At 61.9% G+C, this 21978-nt stretch carries 19 protein-coding genes and 1 riboswitch; of the genes, 7 read left to right on the top strand and 12 right to left on the bottom strand.

Features of this window, described 5'->3' with window-relative positions; translation table 11 throughout:
• Nucleotides 1-54: 54 nt before the first annotated feature.
• The gene (locus tag PQU94_RS05525; RefSeq protein WP_272740497.1) at nt 55-339 is read left to right on the top strand and encodes a glycine zipper domain-containing protein; all 285 of its coding nucleotides are present in this window, start codon (nt 55-57) and stop codon (nt 337-339) included.
• A 104-nt stretch (nt 340-443) separates the two neighbouring features.
• Here the strand turns inward: PQU94_RS05525 and PQU94_RS05520 are convergent, their stop codons facing one another.
• From PQU94_RS05520 to PQU94_RS05510, 3 genes are all read right to left on the bottom strand, one after another.
• Nucleotides 444-2135: a cellulase family glycosylhydrolase gene (locus tag PQU94_RS05520; RefSeq protein WP_272740496.1), complete on the bottom strand. Its 1692-nt coding sequence runs from the start codon at nt 2133-2135 to the stop codon at nt 444-446.
• 154 nt (nt 2136-2289) lie between these two features.
• A complete protein-coding gene (locus PQU94_RS05515; RefSeq protein ID WP_272740495.1) occupies nt 2290-4101 on the bottom strand; it encodes a long-chain-acyl-CoA synthetase in 1812 nt (603 codons plus the stop codon).
• A gap of 345 nt (nt 4102-4446) precedes the next feature.
• Nucleotides 4447-4950 (bottom strand): hypothetical protein, encoded by a 504-nt coding sequence (locus PQU94_RS05510; RefSeq protein ID WP_272740494.1) that lies wholly within the window; start codon nt 4948-4950, stop codon nt 4447-4449.
• Nucleotides 4951-5619: 669 nt separating this feature from the next.
• Here PQU94_RS05510 and PQU94_RS05505 point away from each other — a divergent pair.
• Nucleotides 5620-5850, top strand: coding sequence for a CsbD family protein (locus PQU94_RS05505; RefSeq protein WP_272740493.1), 231 nt, complete (start codon nt 5620-5622; stop codon nt 5848-5850).
• A 163-nt stretch (nt 5851-6013) separates the two neighbouring features.
• Here the strand turns inward: PQU94_RS05505 and PQU94_RS05500 are convergent, their stop codons facing one another.
• The 5 genes from PQU94_RS05500 to thiC all read right to left on the bottom strand — a co-directional run bounded on the left by PQU94_RS05500 (nt 6014) and on the right by thiC (nt 12277).
• The gene (locus tag PQU94_RS05500; protein ID WP_272740492.1) at nt 6014-7030 is read right to left on the bottom strand and encodes a sensor histidine kinase; all 1017 of its coding nucleotides are present in this window, start codon (nt 7028-7030) and stop codon (nt 6014-6016) included.
• Nucleotides 7031-7125: 95 nt separating this feature from the next.
• A complete protein-coding gene (locus PQU94_RS05495; RefSeq protein WP_272740491.1) occupies nt 7126-8325 on the bottom strand; it encodes an MFS transporter in 1200 nt (399 codons plus the stop codon).
• A 113-nt stretch (nt 8326-8438) separates the two neighbouring features.
• A complete protein-coding gene (locus PQU94_RS05490) occupies nt 8439-8963 on the bottom strand; it encodes a helix-turn-helix domain-containing protein (RefSeq protein WP_272740490.1) in 525 nt (174 codons plus the stop codon).
• A gap of 31 nt (nt 8964-8994) precedes the next feature.
• Nucleotides 8995-9978, bottom strand: coding sequence for an SDR family oxidoreductase (locus tag PQU94_RS05485; RefSeq protein ID WP_272740489.1), 984 nt, complete (start codon nt 9976-9978; stop codon nt 8995-8997).
• A 445-nt stretch (nt 9979-10423) separates the two neighbouring features.
• Nucleotides 10424-12277, bottom strand: coding sequence for a phosphomethylpyrimidine synthase ThiC (thiC, locus tag PQU94_RS05480; protein WP_272740488.1), 1854 nt, complete (start codon nt 12275-12277; stop codon nt 10424-10426).
• A 102-nt stretch (nt 12278-12379) separates the two neighbouring features.
• A riboswitch (TPP riboswitch) is annotated at nt 12380-12492 on the bottom strand.
• Nucleotides 12493-12630: 138 nt separating this feature from the next.
• Here thiC and PQU94_RS05475 point away from each other — a divergent pair.
• Together PQU94_RS05475 and PQU94_RS05470 are read left to right on the top strand one after the other, a co-directional pair.
• Complete coding sequence (locus tag PQU94_RS05475; RefSeq protein WP_272740487.1) at nt 12631-13119, top strand: hypothetical protein; 489 nt, start codon at nt 12631-12633, stop codon at nt 13117-13119.
• Nucleotides 13120-13235: 116 nt separating this feature from the next.
• On the top strand, nt 13236-14072 hold the full coding sequence (locus PQU94_RS05470) for a TIGR00266 family protein (protein WP_272740486.1): 837 nt from the start codon (nt 13236-13238) through the stop codon (nt 14070-14072).
• Between the two features lie 185 nt (nt 14073-14257).
• On the opposite strand, the gene PQU94_RS05465 is transcribed toward PQU94_RS05470, so the two are convergent.
• On the bottom strand, nt 14258-15064 hold the full coding sequence (locus PQU94_RS05465) for a DUF3313 family protein (protein ID WP_272740485.1): 807 nt from the start codon (nt 15062-15064) through the stop codon (nt 14258-14260).
• A gap of 132 nt (nt 15065-15196) precedes the next feature.
• Here PQU94_RS05465 and PQU94_RS05460 point away from each other — a divergent pair, with 132 nt between their 5' ends.
• Entirely contained in the window at nt 15197-15955 is a 759-nt protein-coding gene (locus tag PQU94_RS05460; protein WP_272740484.1) for a site-2 protease family protein, read from the top strand.
• Nucleotides 15956-15962: 7 nt separating this feature from the next.
• Here PQU94_RS05460 and PQU94_RS05455 read toward each other — a convergent pair whose 3' ends face one another.
• From PQU94_RS05455 to PQU94_RS05445, 3 genes are all read right to left on the bottom strand, one after another.
• Nucleotides 15963-17039 (bottom strand): methyl-accepting chemotaxis protein, encoded by a 1077-nt coding sequence (locus PQU94_RS05455; RefSeq protein WP_272740483.1) that lies wholly within the window; start codon nt 17037-17039, stop codon nt 15963-15965.
• 123 nt (nt 17040-17162) lie between these two features.
• The gene (locus PQU94_RS05450; RefSeq protein ID WP_272740482.1) at nt 17163-18446 is read right to left on the bottom strand and encodes an NAD(P)/FAD-dependent oxidoreductase; all 1284 of its coding nucleotides are present in this window, start codon (nt 18444-18446) and stop codon (nt 17163-17165) included.
• Nucleotides 18446-19846 carry a glutamine synthetase family protein gene (locus tag PQU94_RS05445; RefSeq protein ID WP_272740481.1) on the bottom strand — a complete coding sequence of 467 codons (1401 nt, stop codon included), beginning with the start codon at nt 19844-19846 and terminating at the stop codon, nt 18446-18448. The genes PQU94_RS05450 and PQU94_RS05445 overlap by 1 nt, the downstream gene beginning before the upstream one ends.
• A gap of 178 nt (nt 19847-20024) precedes the next feature.
• Between PQU94_RS05445 and PQU94_RS05440 the strand changes: the two genes are divergently transcribed.
• Entirely contained in the window at nt 20025-21167 is a 1143-nt protein-coding gene (locus tag PQU94_RS05440; protein WP_272740480.1) for a mechanosensitive ion channel family protein, read from the top strand.
• Entirely contained in the window at nt 21157-21918 is a 762-nt protein-coding gene (locus tag PQU94_RS05435; RefSeq protein ID WP_272740479.1) for a TrmH family RNA methyltransferase, read from the top strand. Before PQU94_RS05440 ends, PQU94_RS05435 begins: the two co-directional genes overlap by 11 nt.
• Nucleotides 21919-21978 lie beyond the last annotated feature (60 nt).

The following is a 21978-nucleotide window of genomic DNA, read 5'->3' as shown; positions in this document are numbered from 1 at the left end:
TGCAATATTTCGACGGAAAGCCTATATCTATAGTCCAGCCACAGGAGACCGCTCATGGCCGACAAAGCCCCTGCAGAAGCCCTTGCCGAAAAGACCACGCGCTCGATCACCGACGCGCTGGAATATCTCGAAGACAAGCTGAAGGTGTCACAGGACACCCGCGACAAGATCAATGGCAGCATCGACCGCCTTCAGGTTATTTTGGAAGAGGCGCGTGATGAGGCGGAGGACAAGACCAAGGTTGTGCGGCGTCAGATCCGCCGTCATCCCGGTACCTCGGTGGCCATTGCCGCCGCCGCCGGTGTGGTCATCGGGCTTCTGTTGTCGCGCCGCGACTGAACCACGCCATAGACAAAAATAAACCGCGCCACTTCAAGCGAAGCGGCGCGGTTTTGCGTGCAAGTGGGGGCGACGCCCTAGGGGGGCAACCATCCGCATCAGCCTCACCGTTTTGTAAACACCAGACGACGCAGCCTAGACCCAGGTTTGACGATGCGCACCACCACGCTGTTGGACCCGGCCTTCAGTGGCACAGTGGCCGGGGCCTTAACCGCCGGGCCGCCATTGACCGAAAAGTCAAAGACACCGCCTTCGGCGTCAAGGCTAAGGGTATAACGCCCGCTCTGCTGGGCCACGAAGCTGTATTTCAGCCACTCGCCCGCGACCATCTGCGTGACATAGAGCCCGGTCTTGTCCTGCCCCAGTTGCACGCCGTCATTGCGATAGGCCTGTAGCGGGTTCCAAGTTACGCCTTTTCCACCCGTTGAGACGTACAGGTTGGCGGCGGTGGTGTCCCAATAAGCGATGCCGTTGCGGCCCATATCGAAATCTGCCGCGGGGAGGCTGCCGCCTTTTGCGAGCAGGTAATGCGATCGGAACGGCACGCTTTCGTCTGAATGTGCGGCACGGAACAGGGCGTCGACAACGTCCGGACGGTGCAGGTTATGGGCGTAGGCCACATCCTGTGTCGCCAGTTGCATCAGCGCGGCCTCCGCCTCTGCGGCGGAAGGCTTTGACCCCTTACCCGCCCAGTAGTCGAGCAACTTGAGATAGCCGGCGTTCGGTTTGATTTGCAGGGGGTTGTTGTAGCCGATCTTTTTCAGCGGCCACCACGCCCAGCCTATCCCTTCGCTTTCAACCAGCCGGATGGTTTCGGAAAACCAGGTGTTGGCGTTTTCACCGGACTCTCCCAGCCACACGGGCACTTGATACCTGTCGCGCAGGGTCAGAATAGTCGTCAGGGTATCGCGCGTCGTAAAGTTCCAGTATTTGTGGAAGCTCAGCACCATGTTGGGATCCCACAGGCCGCCATCGAGCACGCCCGCATAATTGTTGCCCCAGCAATTGCCTTCGATAATGATGATGTGCCGCTGATCGACCTCGCGGATGGCCTTTGTCGTGCGCACCATCAGCTCACGCAAAGGCGCGTTGCCCTTTTCCTGACAGCCATTCCGGTCCGACGCGTCTGCAAAGCCCCAGTTGGGCTCATTCAGAATGTCGTATCCGGCAATATATGGCTCATCCTTATAACGATCGGCCAGCTTCCGCCAAAGGGAGACCATCTTGGCCTGATGCGCCGGGTCCTGCCACAGTGACGGTTTGGTCGGGTCACGGTCGGAAATGTTGATGTCGTTACCCTGACCGCCCGGCGCGGCGTGCAGATCGAGTATCAGATAGAGGTCATTTGCCTTCGCCCAGTCGAGCAGGGCGTCCGTGCGGCGAAAGCCGTCCTCCAACCAGGTGTCCTGACCCGGCACCGGCTCCTTGTCCACGGGAAGGGTGAACAGGGCGAAGTGCATGGGCAAACGAACCGAGTTGAAGCCCCAACGCTTCATGGCGTCGATATCGGCCCGGGTGGTGTGAGTATCGAGCCAGGCTGTGTAGAAGGCTTGCGTCTTGTCCGGCCCGATCAGCGCTTCTATTTCGGCCCGGATGCGGCTCTGGGTGCCGAACTGCGGCAATTCCAGCATATAGCCCTCTTGCAGCATCCAGCCGCCCAGCCCCATACCGCGCAGAATTACCGGTTGGCCTTTCGCATCCACGATGCGTGTACCCTCGGTCCTGAGGAACCCTTCCGCCTGTGCGGGCATGGCGAGCGCGCACAGACACGCGCATAGCCAGATCAGCGTCTTCATAGCCAGTCCCTGTCCCTGTGGTATACCTGCGACGCGGTCTGCGCTGCGATACGCACGCATGGTCTCGTTTGGGACGCGTCTCAGGCCCCGGTCTTGTGTTTGCCGGGAGGCTAGACTTGATCCGGCGGGAGATCAAGGTCAGCCACACGGACATCTACATCCGGTACTGGCCGCTGTTAATCAGGTTCAGGCACTCTGCCGTCATCGGCTTATAGCCGCTGTCGTCGGTCTTCATCACATAAAGCGGGTCGCTTACCTTACCCGGATCGAAGCCGGCAACCACAAGGTCCATCTTCTTGTATTTGAAGGTGCCGGTGGTTTCGGCATTTTGCAGCAGGCGCACGAAGCGCGGCCGGGCATAGACGGGCAGGTGGCTGTTCACATGCTGCGCAAAGGCCTCGATCGAGAAGCCCTCGCCGGTGATCAGCGACACCATTCCGGCCTTGCCGTCATAGTGCGGGACGGGCACGCCATAGACGATGGCCTCATCGACGCCTTCGGCCCGGGCGCAACATTCGCTGACCTCTGAGGTCGAGACGTTCTCGCCTTTGAAGCGGAAGGTGTCGCCGATGCGGTCCACGAAGTAGATATAGCCGTCCTTGTCCATCTTCATCAGGTCGCCGGAACGGAACCAGGCGTCGCCCGTTTTGAAAACGTCGCGCATGACCTTTTTTTCCGACGCCGCCTTGTCGGCATAGCCGGTGTAGAAGTGGCGGGCATCGGTGCCGATGGCGCCGATGGCTTCGCCGACCTCGCCGGGCTTGCACTCGATGCACAGACCGTTCGCCCCGCGCACCGGCGTTTCGCTTTCGACATCGAACTGCACCAGACGGATATTGAAGGCGTTGCGCAAGTAGGCCGGCGCCCGGCCGATGGCGCCGGGCTGACCGTCAAAATTGAACAGCGACACATTGCCTTCGGTCGAACCGTAGAACTCTATGATCACCGGCACCTTGAAGCGCGACTTGAACTCGGTCCACACCTCCGGCCGCATGCCGTTGCCGAAGGCGACCTTCAGCCGGTGTTTGGTCTCATCGTCCGGATTGGCCGCCACCGGCGCGTTGACGAGGTAGCGGCACAGTTCCCCAATATAAACGATGTGGGTGCAGTTGAGGCTGCGCACATCAGGCCAGAAGGCCGAGGCCGAAAATTTGCGCTTGATGACCATCGAGCCGCCGTTGAGCAGAGCCGCGCCCACCCCGCACAGGCCGCCGGTCGAATGGTATAGCGGCAGGGCGTTATACAGGCGGTCTTCCTCGCTCATATGCGACACGCCGCGGAAGGCCTTCATATAGAGCTGGGCGCGGGCATGGGTGATCTTGGCCGCCTTGGGCAGGCCGGTCGTGCCCGAGGTATAGATGTACAGTGCCGCGTCGTGGGCCACCATGCCCTGCCGGATCTTGCGGTCCGGACGCACCGTGCTGACGCCTTTCAGCGCCTGCGTAAGGGAGTGGTGGTAATCGGTCTCGTCGCTCTGCGCCAGATCGAGCACAAAGACCTCCTGACGGCGGGTCAGGCTGGCCTCAATCTCCGCGAAGGCGGGCAGGGTGGCCGGATCGACAATGCTCAGGCTGGCCGTTGAGATATTGATGCAGTGGGCCAGCCCTTGTCCGGTCAGGGCATTATTGATCAGCGCGGCAATGACGCCGATCTTGCTCAACCCGTACCAGATGGGGATGTATTCCATCCGGTTGGGCAGGAAGACGGCCACCGTATCGCCGGGCTTCAGACCGCGCGATAACCCCCAGTTGGCCACGCGGTTGGCCATCACGTCCATTTCGGAATACGTGAGGGTCTTGCCCTCGAACATCAGGGCGATGCGCGCGGCGTGGCGATCCACCGAGGCTTCGAGATCGTCGCAAACCAGCACAGGGGACTTGGAGTCCACCTCACGGATGTTTTGCAGCAACCGCAACAGCCGCTTCAGAAAAATGAATTCGCGCCTGGCCCTGTCGATCAGGTTCATGGAACGTCTCCGGATACCCTGTTCCTTATGACGTCTATGGTGACGCCTTAAGATTCAGCATATCCCGGAATATACGTTTCGCCAGCATAAAATTGACGTGAACGGAAAGTATTTTCCCTTACCGCAAGGGAAGGCGTTGTTATGTCAGTTCAGGTTTCAAGCGTGTCAATACGTTGATAAGCCAAGATTTTGACCCCGGATAAACACGGATGCGGCCTGCAAAACGGGCCGCGACACGAATGGTCTTCAAAAAATCATGGGCCTAAGCCAAGTTCATTTGTGCGACCGACGAAGACGGTCATCCGTGTCTATCCGGCGGTAATTCTGAACTTCAGCGGCCTGTCGTCATCGTTTCAGTACCATCACGGTCACATCGGCCGTCTTGTTGTCGATAAGCCGCACCTCATAGGTGCCCGGCTGAAGGTCAAAATCGACAATCTTACGGATGCCGGAACAATCCGGTCCGTGCCCGTGCTTGCTCGATTTCAGCGCTTTGCCGTCATTTACCACGTCGATCCACAGGCCAGCCCCGGCGGCAATGCCATAGGTGCCGGCCTCGGTTACGCTGAGGCTCAGTGTGCCGCTGAAAGTCGGGCCGGTCGGCGGCGTGGCACGGGCGCGTTTGTAGGTGACGCGGGTCGCCTCAAGCAGGGTTACCTTGACCGGCTTGCCTACGCTCAAAACCGGGGCATCGCTGGCCTCTGCCGTGGCCCTGACCGGGGTGGCGTGCCTCCAGTGGGTGAAAGGCCCGGTCAGTACCGGCTCCGACGGGCAGGCCGGTTGGGCTTCTTCGGCCCATACCGGAGCGGCGGTCAGCAGCAGGGCAGCGGAGACGAGCAGGGCGCGCATGGGATACCTTTAACAAAGCCATATTGCCGCTGAGTTTAATCCCGGAATTGCGGCGCAGGGAAGACGGGCGGAACTGATTTTAGGCAAGGCTAAGATTCCGGGGTCAGTTGACCCCGGACCCGGATGTGAGGCGGGGGAGGTTTTTGCCACCAAAAACACAAAAATCACGAACGGGAGCCTGTGGCAGGTCCGCGCCTGACCTATCAAATGCAGCGCAGTGCTACGCGAGATTTTTTAGAAACCACAGATCTCACAGATTATCCGTGTCTGCGTCGCGCAGGGGCGCGCAGTGCCAATCTGTGCCACCTGTGAAATCTGTGGTTCAAAGCCCTTCGGCGCACATCACCCATCATCCGTGATCCCCAGCAAGCTGGGGAGGCAGGATAGAGGTTTCGCGCTCCCTAAATCGGGTACAGGGGCTGTGCCCCTGTCCGCCGGAGGCTATTGGTGCAGTTGCCATGGGAAAGCCATATTAGCCACGAGGTTTGGAAACGGAATGTGGGGGGGCAAAAATACGCGGTGTCGAAGCTGGATGCGGAACTGGTGCGGCGCTTTAACGGGGGTATGGGTTAGCGTCCTGTCGGACTTTTGATAAGCCGGGCGGCATGGCGCGGCGAAACCTTAGATACGCCTTCGTAAACTCCGGACTTCAACGAAAGGAGTTACGACATGAACCGCAATCGTATCGAAGGTAGCTGGGAGCAGCTCAAGGGTCACGTTCAGAAAGCCTGGGGCAAGCTGACCAATGACGATCTCGATCAGATCGAAGGCGACCGCAAACTTCTGGCCGGTAAAATTCAGGAACGCTATGGCGTCGCTCAGGACGAGGCGGAGCTTCAGATCCGCCGCTGGAACGACGAAGACGACACGGTGGACTCGGTCATCCCCGAGCGTCGCTAGATCATTATGATCATAATGATCTAGCTTTTGTTTAGCCCCTCGCCGGGCGGTGGCTTGCGCCACCTTGGCCGCCGTCTCAATGGCGGCTTGAGAGGAATGATTGTATAAATCATTCCGCTGCTTTAGTTGAAAAGCCCTCCGAAGCGACTTCGGAGGGTTTTTTTCAGGCCACGCGGGCGAAGGTCAGGCAGGTCTTCAGGCCGCGGTCGCTGGTAAAGGCAACATCGCCTTTCAGCGTCCGGGCAAAGCTGTGCAATATCCGCATTCCTAAACTTTTGGAGGCCGACAGGTCGAAACCGCTGGGCAGGCCCGGACCGTCATCGCGGATCGACAACACAAAGACGTCGGGTTTCGTGTCATCAAGCCGGATGGTTACCGCACCGTGACCGCCGCTGAAGGCATGTTTCAGCGAATTGGTCAGCACCTCCACCACAAACAGCGACAGGGTCATCACCTGTTCGGCGGGCAGGGTGATGTCGGGGACCTCGACCTCCAGCCGGATGCGCCCGTCGCGGGTATGCAGCACGTCCTCGGCAATATCGCGCAGCAGGGTGCGCAGCGGCACATTGACATTATCGGGATCATACAGCTTGCGATGAATCCGCGACAGGGTTTCCAGACGCAGCCGGGCATCGATCAGGGCGTCGGTGGCTTCGCGGTTGGCTTCCAGTTTCTTGGATTGCAGGGTCAGCATACTAGCCACGAAGGCCAGATTATTGGCAATGCGGTGCTGAAGTTCGGCATAGAGCGTCTTCTGATGCACCAGCAAGGCGGCATTGGTGTTGCGCTCGTCCGATAGCCTGTCCTGAGCCCGCCGCATTCCGTGGATCACGGCAATATCGACGCCGGAGACGACGATAAAGAAGGCCAGTGCGACCAGTACCGGCGGGCTGAGATCGAAGCTGAAGGCCGGAGGAATAAAAAAGAACCAGGCGGCCAGAGTGCTCAGCAGCGCGCACAGGATGCCGGGCCACAGGCCGACCAGCCACGCGGTCAGCATGACCGCCGGGAAAAAGGTCAGGAAAGGAAAGCCGGGGGGCAGGGCCTGGTCGCTTATAAAGCGCAGGCCCAGAGCCACCGAAAAGAAGGCCACAGCTACGCCATAGCGAAACAGCGTCTGGTCCTCCCGTTGGCGGAACCAGCGTGTTGTCTTTTGGAAGAAGCCCTCGACCCTGTGCATGAGACCGTTATTCCGGCGGTTGTCGAAGGCGTCAAGCCACTTGTGAACGGTAGGCTCAGGCCCTCATGCGATTTTTATGTGTGTCAGGGGGCGTTTCAGACTCGATGGGTTAACTGGCCGCGACGGCTGAACTCAGCGGCGGTCATCAGGCCTAGCGCGGCCACAGAACCTATGGCCACCGCCGGGCCGAGCGCCGCCCAGCCCCAGTGCCCGGCAATAGCTGCGAGTAACGGCGGGCCGATCAGCGAACCGCCCGCCCCGAACTGCGTCAGCACGCCATTGGCGGCGGCAGCGTTCAAGCCGGGGCTCATATTCGGCAGGCGGGCGAAGACGAGGCTGGAACCTATGCCAGATACAGCGTTGAGTGCGATAATCAGCCCCGCCAGCCACAGCGCATGACCGCCGATAAAGATCAGGCAGGCCAGAGCGGCGGGCACCAGGAGACCTGCGCATAAGGCGATCCAGCGCGCCCGCTCCCCGCGGTGCAGGGCCTGCGCGGCGCCCCACGCGCCGCCTAAGGTGGCGGCGGAGGCGAGGCCGGTAACGGTGGCCGCGACCGATGGCGACTGCCCCTGTTCGGTAAGGAACAGCGGGAACATGGCGATCAGGCCGACAAAGAGGGTGGTGTAGAAGCCAAACCCGGCGCACATCAGCCAGACGGGCAGGGGGGGCCATACGAGCCGGGTGTCGCTTTTCGTCTCGACCACCGGGGTGCGGGCAGCGGCGAACAGGGCGGCCCCGGCCAGCAGCGCCCATACGACCAGCACGGCGCGCCAGCCGGTAAACAGCAGCAGAACGCCGCTGAGGCCCATGCCGATGGCAAAACCGGCCGGAACAAAGGTGCTCCACAGGGTGAGCGCCGCCCCCTGATCCTGCGGCCGCGCGACGGTGGCGATCAAGGACGGTGCGGCAATGACCACCATAAGATAGCCGGCGCTTTCGATCAGGCGGGCGGCAAACGGCGTCCACAGGCCGGGGATCAGCGCGCCGATTAGACCACCGGCGGTCAGTAACCCCATGCCGTACAACAGCGCCTTGCGACTGCCTAATCGCGCAATCAGCAAACCGGCGATGATGCCGAGGCTGGCCCCGCCGGTCTCGATCAGCGACACCAGCCAGCCGGCTTCGACGCGCGACAGCTTAAGGTCGGCGGAGATCACCGGGCTCAGGGAGGCAAACTTGCCCAGCGCGGCGGCGGCCAGCACGCCGGTAAACCACAGGAGCAGGATGGGACGCCAATGCGAGTCGATGCGGATCATGCCTGTGTCGATACGGGCGTGAACGTGAACGATCAACGCATATTTTATGCGGTCTTTTTCAGCTCAGACGCCGGCAGAAAGTGAAGATGGGGCTCCTCGCAAACTCGGGCGGCCGGTCGGCCTTGCCAAGTCTCTTTTGAGACTTGGAGCTATAGCGTCGTCACCAGCCGCGTCGCGCGTCCGTCCGACAGCAAAAGCCGTTCCCAGATCAGGCGGCTTTGGACGATGGGGATGATGGGGTGGTGATTGGGGCCGGTAGCGACCTCGATGCGGCTAAGGTGACCGTCGCGCCAGCCCAAGTCCTCCAGAGACGCTTCGGCGGCCAGAATCTCCGCCGAGGCATAGCGGATCAGGGACTTGCCCAGAAACGCCCCCGGCTCAGCGCGCCACAGGCCTTCGCGCGACGGTGAAACCGCCAGCAGATCGTGCGTGCGGTCGTCGATCAGATGCACGCTGAGCTGCGACGTTTCCACCAGCCGCTTGAGGATGGCGTCCTGCGCCGAGTCGGCTAGAAGCCGCTGCGCCCGCTGCCACTGATCATCCGGCAGGGCCAGAGCCCCGCTTTCCCAGCGCGACACCGTCGTCTGCGTTACGCCCATCAGCTCGGCCAGATGGCTTTGCTTGAGGCCTTTCAGCAGCCGCAGACGGCGAAGCGGGGAATGGGGGCGGGACATGGCCCGACTGTGGCAGGGGCGGGGGGCAATATCAATAGCCGCCGATGACGGGCAGGACTTCGCCCGTAATGTAGCTGGAGCAGTGGTTCGACGCCAGAAACACATAGGCGGGGGCCAGTTCCTCCGGCTGGGCCGGGCGCTTCATCGGGGTTTGCGCGCCGAACTGTTCGACCTCTTTCGACGGCTTTTCCGCCGGGTTCAGCGGCGTCCACACGGGGCCGGGGGCCACAGCGTTGACGCGGATGCTTTTGGCGAGCAACTGCCCCGACAAGGCGCGCGTAAAGGCGTGGATGCCGCCCTTGCTCATCGAATAATCGACGATGGATTTTGAACCCTCTATGCCAGTGATCGAGCCGGAATTGACGATGGCCGCCCCGGCCTGCATGTGGCGCAGCGCCGCTTGGGTCATATAGACATAGCCGTAGAGATTGGTCTTCAGCGTGGTGTCGAGGTGTTGGGGGCTGAGCTTTTCAAATTGCATCTCGTGCATCTGAAACGCCGCATTATTGACCAGCACGTCCAGTTGGCCAAACGCTTCGACGGTGGCGTCCACCGCGGCGAAACAGAAGTCGCGATTGGTGACATCACCGCAAAACAGCAAGGCCTTGCGCCCTTCGGCCTCGATCAACGCCTTGGTTTTTTCCGCATCCTCGTGCTCATTAAGATAGACGATAGCGACGTCCGCCCCTTCGCGGGCAAACAGCACGGCTACGGCGCGCCCGATACCGGAATCGCCGCCGGTGATGATCGCCACCTTGTCCTTCAGCTTGTCCGAGCCCTTGTAATAGGGGGCGTCATACATCGGTTGCAGCTCAAGATCGGCTTCCTGACCCGGCTTGTCGAGAGTCTGATCGGGTAGGGGCGGCACGGGATAGGGCCGCGCCCCGGTCTGCGGCACGGCGTCTTCGTCCGGTGCGGTCTGTTCCTGACCCACGGCGTGCTGAAGGGCGCGGTGACGTTCGGCGGTCTTTTCGGCTTCGGCGGCGAAGTGCGTAAAGCGGTCATCGAGGGTCATGCGGTGCTCTTTCTTAAAGGCTGACCCCGCCCGCCCTTCCTATGCCCCGTCAGGGCGTCAAAAAGCGATGGCGCTTCGGTCAGCGAAGAGTCTGAAGCCGTAAAATCCGTCCCTGATGCTCCTTCCGCTGCGAGCCCCCCACCGTCCCGGCACCTGTCGGTGCCGGTCCACCTCCCCCAATAAACTGGGGGAGTAGGTTTAAGGCAAGTCCTTCCTCATACCTACTCCCCCGGCGTGTCTGATGCAGGTAACCCTCCCACAGCTACGACGCCTTCGGTACACCTACTCCCCCGGCGTGCCGGGGGAGGTGGCATCTGAGCGCAAGCGAAGATGACGGAGGGGGGCTCGGGCCGTATAAGAAAAGGGCGCAGATGCTGCCACCTGCGCCCGGTTATGGGGTTTGGGGCCAACCGGCCCCAAGACCTTTTTCTTTTCGTTGTTCGGATCACTCCGCCGGTTCGGCCGGGATATAGACCTCTGAGCCCATATCCTTGAACTTCTGAGACATTTCCGCCATGCCCGTCGCAGCTTCGAGGTCTGCCTTTTCGTTGTCGGTCATGTTGGCGGCGTAGTCGCGGACCTCCTGCGTGATCTTCATCGAGCAGAATTTCGGCCCGCACATCGAGCAGAAGTGCGCCGTCTTGTGCGCCTCTTTCGGCAGGGTCTCATCGTGAAAGGCGCGGGCCGTATCCGGATCGAGGCCCAGATTGAACTGATCCTCCCAGCGGAAGTCGAAACGCGCGCGGCTCAGCGCATCGTCCCAGGCGCGGGCGGCGGGGTGGCCCTTGGCGAGGTCGGCGGCGTGGGCGGCGATCTTATAGGTGATGACACCCGTTTTCACGTCGTTGCGGTCGGGCAGGCCCAGATGCTCCTTCGGTGTGACGTAGCACAGCATGGCCGTGCCGAACCAGCCGATCATGGCCGCCCCGATGCCGGAGGTGATGTGATCGTAACCCGGCGCGATGTCGGTGGTTAGTGGCCCAAGCGTATAGAAGGGCGCTTCGCCGCAGGTGGCCAGCTGCTTGTCCATATTGGCCTTGATCTTGTGCATCGGCACGTGGCCGGGGCCTTCGATCATCACCTGACAGCCCTTGGCCCACGCCACCTTGGTCAGTTCGCCCAACGTCTCCAGCTCGGCGAACTGTGCGCGGTCATTGGCGTCGGCGATCGAGCCGGGACGCAAGCCGTCACCCAGTGAGAAGGTGACATCGTACTCGCGCATGATGTCACAGATTTCCTCAAAGTGGGTGTAGAGGAAGTTTTCCTTATGGTGGGCCAGACACCACTTGGCCATGATCGAGCCGCCGCGCGACACGATGCCGGTGACGCGATTGGCCGTCAGGTGGACATAGGCAAGGCGCACGCCCGCATGGATGGTGAAATAGTCCACGCCCTGCTGCGCCTGCTCGATCAGGGTGTCGCGATAGACTTCCCAGGTCAGGTCTTCGGCGACACCGTTGACCTTTTCCAGCGCCTGATAGATGGGCACGGTGCCGATAGGGTTGGGCGAATTGCGCAGGATCCATTCGCGGATATTGTGGATGTTGCGGCCGGTCGAAAGGTCCATGACGTTGTCGGCGCCCCAGCGGATCGCCCACACCATCTTGTCCACCTCTTCCTCCATCGAGGAGGTGACGGCGGAATTGCCGATATTGGCGTTGATCTTCACCAGAAAGTTGCGGCCAATGATCATCGGCTCGACTTCGGCGTGGTTGATATTGGCCGGGATGACGGCGCGGCCGCGGGCCACTTCGTCACGGACAAATTCCGGCGTGATGAAGTCGGGGATGGAGGCCCCGAAGTCTTCGCCATCGCGGATGACTTCGGCGTCCTGCTTGCGGCGGATGTTTTCGCGGATAGCGATATATTCCATCTCGGCGGTGATGATGCCGGCGCGGGCGTATTCGAGCTGCGTCACCTTATGGCCGGGCTTGCCGCGCATCACCTTGGGCAGGTTGGGGAATTCCGGCGCCAGACGCTCGGCCGAGACATTGCCATTGTCTTCCGGCTTGACCTTGCGGCCCTCGATAAATTCGACGTCGCCGCGATCGAGTACCAGCTTTTCGCGCACGCGCGGCAGGCCCTTGTCGATCTGAGGCACAAAGCCTTCCTCGGTGTAGGGACCTGTCGAATCGTACAGGCTGACCGGCGGCTCATTGGCCTCTTTTTGCAGGGCGACTTCGCGGAACGGCACGCGCAGGTCGGGGAAGAGAACGCCGGGTTCATAGACCTTTTTCGAGCCGGGGAAGGGCGAGGCTTCGACCTTGATCGGCTGTAAGTCCTTGATAGGCTTGTTCATTTGATAATCCCTTTCTGAGCCTGTGGTGTGCAGGCGTGTCAATAAAGGGATCATGCGCGTCAGGTGTCTGGCCAGATGGCGGGTTGTCAGCGGAACGCGGACGCCAGAGGCTTACTCACTCCCTTCGCCGGCATGACCCGGATCAGGTTCGGCGGGTTTACGGACGCTGGTCCGATTCTCAGCCCGCTTGCGCGCGGACACCCCGGTGAACGATGCCCGGAATTTAGAGGAACGGGCGCAGGGGAGCAAGGGGGAATGTCACATAGCTGAGAGCCTTACCCTCTTTACCCATTGGTAAACTTCCGGGCGCAAACTTATCCACAGGGGCAGCTTAACGCCCGGAGGAAATGACGATGCCCGCAGGTGAACCTCTGCGTACCGTATCGGAGCAGGAACTGCATATGAAGGTCGGCGCCTATGACGAATTGCGCCACCCCCACGGATATGTTTATGCCAAGGAACGCCATCATTGGTACTGGTTCGCCGGTATAGCGGCGTCGCTGGCTCTGGTGGGGGCCGTCTTCTGGGGCTATGCGCTGTACGAGCGCGGGGCGGCCCCGGTCTGTAGCTCCAGCTTTGTGGACCGGACCATCTCCCCCAGCGGTGGTCGTGTGGCCGAGGTGCGGCAGGTGTCCTGCCTTGGCGGTCAGCCCGATCTGCGTCTGGTGGTGCATAATTCGGGCGATAGCGCCGAAGCGCCCGCCGTGTCGGCCTTTGAAGCCGGGACCGAAGTGAAGCTGCGCTGGACGTCGGACGGCGAACTGGCTGTCGTCAAGCAGGGCGGGCGGGTGTGGTTCTTCAAAACCCACTGGAAAGACGTGCGCGTACATCTGGCGCAGTAGGTGTGGAATCGGTTGCGTTGGGGATGCGGCGCTACCTGTCCGATTTTTAACGAAAACCGGTCTTCCTTTTGCGCCCGCGCACGCTACATCTTCTGGGTCAGTCACAGGAGATACCCATGTTCGGCAATGCGTCCGTTCCCACCACCCACCATCGTCAGGCCGGGGTGGCCGACGACATCGACTTCGAGATCAAGGGCGAAGAATTGCAATTCGTCGAGATCGAACTCGATCCCGGCGAAAGCGCTATCGCTGAAGCCGGCGGCATGGTGTGGAAGGATGCCAGCGTCGGCATGACCACGGTGTTTGGCGACGGATCGGGTCAGCAGAAGGGCTTTATGGGCGCGCTGCTGGGTGCGGGCAAGCGCCTGATTTCCGGTGAAAGCCTGTTCACCACCGTCTTCACCCACAATGGCCACGGCAAGGCGCGGGTGGCGTTTTCCGCCCCGGTGCCTGGCTCTATCATCCCTATCAAGTTGTCGGACGTCGGCGGTCGCCTGATCTGTCAGAAGGACTCGTTTCTGGCGGCGGCCAAGGGCGTGTCACTGGGCATCGCTTTTCAGCGCAAGGTGATGACCGGCCTGTTTGGTGGCGAAGGCTTCATCATGCAGAAGCTGGAAGGCGATGGCTGGGTCTTTGTGCAGTTTGGCGGCGCGGTCATTGAACGCACGCTGGCCCCCGGTGAGCAGCTTCATATCGACACGGGCTGCGTGGCGGCCTTTACCGATACGGTCGATTTCGACCTGGTGCAGGCGGGCGGCGTCAAGTCGATGCTGTTCGGCGGCGAAGGCGTCTTCTTTGCGCAACTGACCGGGCCGGGCAAGGTGTGGATACAGTCGCTGCCCTTCTCACGTTTGGCCGGTCGCGTGCTGGCGGCCGCGCAGGGCGGTGGTCAGAACCGCGGTGAAGGCTCGGTACTGGGCGGCCTTGGCGACCTGATCGGTGGCAATAACTAGCCTGGTGATGATTTAAGATTTAACGCGGCTTCTCCTCCCTACGAAGTGGGGAGGTGGCAGCGAGCGAAGCGAAGCTGACGGAGGGGGATAAACCCGTGTAAAGATACCCCTCCGCCTCGTAAACTCGGCACCTCGCCATAAAATGGGGAGGAGGAAGAACGCTCAGGTTAATTCCTCATCACAGCCTAATCCTTCTGAGCCTCCGGCGTCGTGCCGGGGGCTTTTTCAGGCGTCTTCTGCGGGCGCGTGGCCGGAACATACAGGCCGGTCACACGGTCGATAATAAAGCCCGTTTCGTTGATCCGCCCGCCATAGGCCGCGCAAGGGTCGGTTGCCGACGTATAGCTGCGGCTGGGCGGCAAGGGCTCCGGCGACATGACGCGCGCCGCATCGTCACCGAACGGTTCGGCAAATTGCAGCGCGTCACCCAGCCGCGACAGGGACGGGGAGTCGGTGCCCAGAGCCTGCGCCTGACGCGCCCAGACGATAGCGGCGACCTGACGGTCCTTGACCGTCATTTCCGCCTCGGCCCCCAGACCACCCAGTGTCCCCGGCAGGCGAACGCCCAAGGGGCCCGGAATGAAGAAGTTGGCGACAGCGGCCGCACCTGAGCCGGCGGTGCCGGTCGGCTCAAACCACGTCACCGCCGAATGGACCTCGGCATCGCTTTGTGCGCGGTCACTGACCATCTCATAACGCTCGGCCAGTTCGAAACAGAGCTGCGCTTCGACCTCGGTCAGCACCAGCGTCTTTTCATTGTCTTTCAGCGTGTAGCGCGTGGTTTTGCCGGTCGCCAAGCGGGTGGGGTGCAGATAGACGCGCTTCACCTGATTGAGCGCCGCCGTATCGCGGTATTCGCGCGTTGTGGTCCGCCCGCTCTTGCCCGGCGTCAGTTGTTCGGTCGAAGACAGGCTGGAGACATGGCCATCCGGCGCGCTGGCGCAGGCGGTCAGGCTGAGGGCGAGGGCCGTAAAGGTGAGGGCGAGCCGCATGTCTTTTTCCTGTGTTTTCAACTTGGTTTATACGCGCACGGATCGCCCCCGGATTGCAATGGGAATCCGCTGACGTGTGCCCGTCGTCCGCAGCCAATTGCGCTGAAACGATGTGTCTGCCATTAAGCCACCATGGAACTTGAAAATCGCACGGCCACACCGCTCAACTTTATCGTCTTACTGGCCCTTTTTGCCGCCAGCGGGCTGGTCCTGTGGATGCGGCCGGAGGTCGCGGGACTGGCCACCTTCGGCTTTGTGCTGCTGGGCTGGATCATCGGTCTGTGCCTGCATGAGTTCGGCCACGCCGCGACGGCTGCGGCCTTTGGCGACTATTCGGTTAAGGCACGCGGCTATCTGACGCTTGATCCGCTGGTCTATATCAACGGCCCCAACAGTATCGTCCTGCCGGTACTGATCCTGGTGCTGGGCGGTATTGCCCTGCCGGGGGCGGCGGTGCTGACCCGGCCCGACCTGATCCGGCACCGCTGGCAGTCGTCTCTGATCTCGCTGGCCGGTCCGTTGATGAGCCTGATCTGCGCCCTCATCAGCTACGGCGCGGCGCAGGTGGCCTTCGCGCAGGCGGCACCGGAGGTCTTCGCACAGGCCCTGATCCTGCTGACCTTTTTCAACCTGATGGCCTTCGTGCTCAACCTGCTGCCCGTTCCGGGCTTTGACGGTTTTGGTGTGATCACGCCGCTGCTGCCCCAGCCGCTGCGTGACATGGCCGAGCGACTGGAGCGCCTGCCGTGGATCAGCCTGCTGGCCGTGCTGGCGATCTTCTTCTTCGGCTTTCCGTTGATCCACGCCCTCATGGCCGTAGTGGCCGGGACGCTGGGGCTCGATCTGAGCGCAGTGTCGCCCGCCTTTGCGCGTTTCCGCTTCTGGAGCTGAGCGCGACCTAAGCCTCCTGAATAATCACTCCGTACCAGCCCAGCCCGGCATAGGTTTCGTAACCGGGCGTGCGGTGAAAAGCCACCAGTCGCTCGCTAGAGTCCAGGGCGTGGCCGGAGGCGCGGCCTTGTGTATCGAGCCTGACCCGTTCGCTTAGTGTGCCCCGGCCATCCGAAGCGGCGATGATCAGACCCTGCGCATCCGTCAGCAGGACGCGTGTGCGGCGTTTCTCCGCCTCGCTCAGGCGCACGCCCTTGACGATGGTTTCCGCCTGTGGCTGCCAGTCGAAATGCACGCCTAGAATGCCGATCAGTTCGCCGTCTGCCTGACCACCCACGCGCACGCCGGTGGCGTAAGACGCGACCTGCGCCCCCTTCAGCAAGGGTTCGGTCGTGATGTCGGCGACGGCGAAATCATTACCGCTGTGCAGGCTCAGCGCTTTCTGGAACCAGTCGCGCGAGGCAACGTTCTGACCCGCCGCATGGAAACGGTCCGGGCGACCATTGGCCAGAATGTTACCCTTCAGATCGCACAGCCACAGGTCGATATAGACGGTGTAGGCGTCAAGAATGACCCCCAGACGCGACGAAGCGTAATGACAGCTATCCTTTGTCGGGTTGGAGGCCGCCTCCCACACGGCGGAGTCGGTGGCCCACCAGCGCACATCGCAGGTGCGCTCATAGAGGTTGCGGTCGATCAGCTCGATGGCATTGAGCGCCAGATCGGTCAGGCGCGCCCCCTGCGCCTGCCGCGCCATATCACGTGTCAGCTTTTCCAGCGCCTCGATCTCACCGCCCAGTTCGGAGGCCAGTGACGAAGACAGGCCCTCGACCTGGGTGGAGATGTTGCGTACCTCATCGGCGACGACGCCGAAACCCGCGCCCATCTCACCGGCACGGCGCGCCTCGATGAGGGCATTGAGCGCCAGAATCCGCAGGGTGTTGGTCACCTGACGAATGTCGCGCACCTTATGCTGGGTCAGGTCGCGCGCCCGCGCCGTGCGTTCGATAATGTCATTGACCGAAACCGCTTCGCCCGCGTCGTGCGCAGGGGCGGACGTGCTGGCGGTTGAAAATGCGTCCACGAATCACCCTTGTCTCCAGTGCGGACAAAAGAAAACAAGGGTTTGGGAATGGTTTCAAGGTCAACCATCGCAAATTGTATATAATCTACGGCCAAAAATGATATTTTGGGCAGGGGTACGTCCTTACAGCCTGTCCCTTAAGGCGTACCAGCTTAAGCCTGCAATCATGGCGGGCGTGCGCAGGCACTTTCCGCCGGGAAAGGGCGGCGTGCGCAACTGCATCAAAAGCTCCGCCTCACGCGCGTCACCCGTCACGGCGCGCGCCAGCAGCGTCCCGAAGTAGGGGGCCAGAACCACCCCCTGACCGCTGTAACCCGCGCTGACCCAGACGTGGGGTGACAACTGGCGCACATAGGGGGAGCGGCTCAGCGTGATAGCGAGAGTGCCGCCCCAGCCGTGGGTGATCTCGATGTCCGCCAGTTGCGGATAGACCTTCAGCATGTTGCGGCGGACAAAGGCGCGGATATCCTTGGGGAACCACGGCGTATAGTTTTCGCCGCCACCAAACAGCAGGCGGTTGTCCGGCGTCTTGCGCCAGTAATTGACTACGAAACGCGAATCCGCCGCGGCGTAGTTGCTGCGCAGGATCAGATCGTCGGGCAGGGGGGCGGTGGTCAGGATGAAATTATTGATGGGCAGCACGTGCGCGTCGATATCGGCATCGAGCCCCGGCATATAGCCATTGCCGCAGATAAGCAGCTTGCGCGCCCGCAGCCGTCCGTTGTTGAGGGTCAGCGTCACGCCGTCCGCCGTCGTCTCATAGCGTTTGACGCGGCTGTGCTCATAAAGGCGGGCCCCCGCCGACATGGCAGCTTTCGCCAGCCCCTGCGCCAGTTTCAGCGGGTGCAGATGCCCGCCGCCCGCGTCAAACGTGCCGCCATGATAGACCTCGGTGCCCAGTTCGGCGGCGACCTCAACCTTATCCATGAACCGTACCTGATCATAGCCGTAGCGGCGCGACACGAAGTCGGCATAGGCGCGGTCTTCGTCGGCAAAGCGCGGGCGGTGCCAGGCGTGTATCAGGCCGGGGCGCAGGTCGCAGTCGATCGCGTGCGTGGCAATCAACTCTTTCAGGTGCGCCTTGGCGGTTTCGGCCATGTCCCACAGTTCGCGCGCCGCATCGGCCCCCAGTTGGCTTTCGAGCGTTTGCGGATCGACGCGCTGACCGGTGTGCAGTTGCCCGCCATTGCGTCCGGACGCGCCTGAGCCGATCTCCGCGGCTTCCAGCAGGGTCACGGAGACGCCTTTGCGGGCCAGTTCCAGCGCCGCGCCTGAGCCCGTATAGCCGCCGCCGATAATCGCCACATCCGTATCGGCCTCACCGGCAAAGGCAGGCCGGTTCAGCCGGCCCGCCGTATCGGCGTACCAGCAGCCTTCGGGGTGTCCGGTGTTGCGAGCGGTTGCCATCACACATTCAGCAGCAGGAACTCACGCTCCCACGGGCTGATGGTGCGCATGAAGGTCTCATATTCATGGTGCTTGACGCGGGCATAGGCGGTCACAAAGGCCGGGCCCAAAATGGCGTTCAGCGCCTCCGAGCGCTCCAGCTTGATCACCGACTGAATCAGCGAATAGGGCAGTTCGGCCGACGGGTCGTTCGACACGTCTGTATCGACCGGCGCGGAGGGTTTCAGGCCTTCGACCATGCCCAGATAGCCGCAGGCCAGCACCGCCGCTATGGCCAGATAAGGGTTGGCATCCGACGAGGGCAGGCGGTTTTCCAGACGGCGATTGTCGGCGTCCGACGGCGGCACGCGCAGGCCGGCCGTGCGGTTATCGAAGCCCCAGTGCGTATTGACCGGGGCGCCGGAGCCCTTGGACAGGCGGCGGTAGGAGTTGACATAGGGCGCCAGCAGCGACACGGCGGCGGGCATATAGGTCTGCTGACCGGCGATGAAGCTGAAGAAAAGGTCGGTCGGCTCACCGGTTTTGGGGTCAGAAAACAGGTTGCGCCCGCTGCCGTCCACGATCGACTGGTGGATGTGCATGGCCGAGCCCGGCTCCATGGCCATCGGCTTGGCCATGAAGGTGGCGTAGATGTCGTGCTCCAGCGCTGTTTCCTTGATGGTGCGCTTGAACATAAAGACCTGATCGGCCAGCTCCAGCGGATCGCCGTGGCGCAGGTTGATCTCCATTTGCGCCACGCCCGATTCGTGGATCAGGGTGTCGATCTCTAACCCTTGCGCCTCGGAATATTCGTACATGTCCTCGAACAGGCCGTCGAATTCATTGACCGCCGAGATGGAATAGCCCTGACGCCCGGTTTCCGGGCGGCCTGAGCGGCCCACCGGCGGTTTCAGCGCATAGTCCGGGTCAATATTCTTTTCGACGAGGTAGAATTCCAGTTCCGGCGCGATGACCGGCTTCCAGCCCTTTTCGTGATAGAGGCTAATGACGCGACGCAGCACCTGACGCGGGCTTTCCTCGACCGGTCGGCCATCAGGATGGAAGGCGTCGTGGATGATCTGCGCCGTCGGATCGGTCGCCCACGGCACCGCGGCCAGGGTGCGAAAATCCGGGCGCAGGAAGATGTCGGTATCCGACTGCACCGTGCCGACAATGCCCTCCAGATCGGGGAAGTCACCGGTAATGGTCTGATAGAAGATCGACAGGGGCAGGTTCATCGCCGCCGTGGTCAGGAATTTGCGCACCGGCATGATCTTGCCGCGCGCCACCCCGGCCAGGTCGGGGACCATGCACTCGATCTCTTCGATATTCTGCTCGGCCAGCCAGCCGGCGGCTTCGGAGACGTCGGCGGCCCCGCGCTTGGAAAAGCCGGTTTGCGGACGTTTGGACTTCGATTTCATGGGTCACCTGTGGAATGAGGCCCTGACGGCAGAGACTGGCGAATGGATTTTTGATCCGGGCCCCGGTTGGGTGCGATCATGATGGCGCGGGTCGCGCGGTTTTGGCAACCCTCCATCCGGTCGTGCCCAAATTGTGATCACAATTTCGGGCGTTTGTCGAGCCTCAGAGGATGACCCTATGCGCTTTGATATCCGGGAAGCCTTCACGGGCCTGCCCATATGGGTCGGGGTGGTCAGTGTGGCGCTTGCCGCCTGTGTCGCGGCGCTGGCCGTTGCCTTCGTGATCATGGGGGTGGCGCGCTGGCGGGCCAGACGGCATCTGAAGGCGCTCTATCGCTTTGACGTCAACCGGCTGAAAAAGCCGCTCTACACGGTGTGGCCTTTGCTGGCGGCGGCGATTTCCGTGCGCGTGGTCTGGCCGGACGTGGTGCACGTTGAAGCCTTTGTAACGCTCACCAAATTCCTGACCATCCTGCTCATCTACTGGCTGGCCCTGTGCGGCATCGACATCGTCACGGCCAGCGTGTCGCGGCGCTACGACATCACGGTGAAGGACAATCTCAAGGCGCGGCGCGTCCATACGCAGATCACTCTGGCGCGGCGGCTGGCGACCTTTCTGCTGGTCCTGCTGACGCTGGCGGCCATCTTCCTGCTGTTCGATGAGTTGCGTGGTCTGGGTGTCAGTCTTCTCGCCTCGGCCGGGGTGGCGGGTATCGTCATCGGCTTTGCGGCGCAGAAGACACTGGGCAATCTGCTGGCTGGCATCCAGATCGCCCTGACCCAGCCCATCCGGCTGGAAGACGCTGTGGTGGTCGAAAACGAGTGGGGCTGGATCGAGGAAATCACCCTGACCTATGTGGTGGTGCGCCTGTGGGACCTGCGGCGGCTGGTCCTGCCCATCAGCTATTTCATCGAAAAACCGTTTCAGAACTGGACGCGCACCTCGGCCAGCCTGATCGGCACGGTGGAGCTTTATACCGACTACAGCGTGCCGGTGGAGGCCTTGCGCGCTCACCTTACGGACCTTCTGGCGCGCACCGACCTGTGGGACGGGCAGGTGCAGGTGGTGCAACTGACCGAGGCCCATCCGCAGGTGGTCAAGATCCGCATTCTGGTCAGCGCGGCCGATTCTCCGACCGCCTTCGACCTGCGCTGCTATGTGCGCGAAAACATGATCGCCTTCCTCAACACCCACTACCCCGAAGCCCTGCCCAAAACGCGGGCGCGGATCGAAGAGGGTGGCGCGACGCCGGATAAGGTCTTAAAGCCCGATATCCGCCATCCCGCCGACTCTGCCGCGCCTGTGACCCATGCTGTTTGAGATAACCGACCCCGACGACCCCCGCCTTGAGCTGTATCGTGATGTGAAGGACCGTGATCTGACGGGTCGGCAGGGCCTGTTTATGGCCGAGGGCAAGGTGGTGTTGGAGCGTCTGTTCACCTCGCCGGTGGCCGAAACGGTCAGTGTCCTGACGACGCCGGAGCGACTGGGTGGTCTGGCGTCCTTGCCCGACGCGCCGGTCTATATGGTGCCGCAAGGGGTAATGGATCAGGTGGCGGGCTTTCCCATCCATCGCGGCTATCTGGCGCTGGGGCGCTATGCCCCGAAACAATCGCTCGCCGAGCGGGTCAGTGGCACTACGGCGCGCGTTCTGGCCCTGCACGGCATCGCCAATACCGACAATATGGGCGGGCTGATGCGCAACGCGGCGGCCTTTGGCGTCGATGGGGTGCTGCTCGATACCACCTGCTGCGATCCCCTGTACCGCAAGGCGATCCGCGTCAGCGTCGGCGGCGCGCTGGAGGTGCCGCATTATCGCACGGACGATATGGTGGGCACGCTGACGGGGCTGGGCCTGACGGCCTATGCCCTAAGCCCGTCCGGGGCCGTGACTTTGGAAGAGGTTACGCCCGCGCCGCGTACCGCCGTGCTGTTCGGGGCCGAAGGGCCGGGCCTGCCGGCGGCGCTTATGGCGGCGTGTCAGACCGTGCGCATCGACATGCACGGCGGCTTCGACAGCCTCAATGTGGCGACCACCAGCGGCATCGTCCTGTATCGTTTTCGCCTGTGATTTGGTATTGTCACACAAAAGCGCTTGATTAAATAAAATTGATATATTTAATGGTCAAAA

This window comes from Asticcacaulis currens, from assembly GCF_028550395.1.
Lineage (GTDB): Bacteria > Pseudomonadota > Alphaproteobacteria > Caulobacterales > Caulobacteraceae > Asticcacaulis > Asticcacaulis currens.
This window is presented reverse-complemented; position numbering and strand designations above follow the sequence as displayed.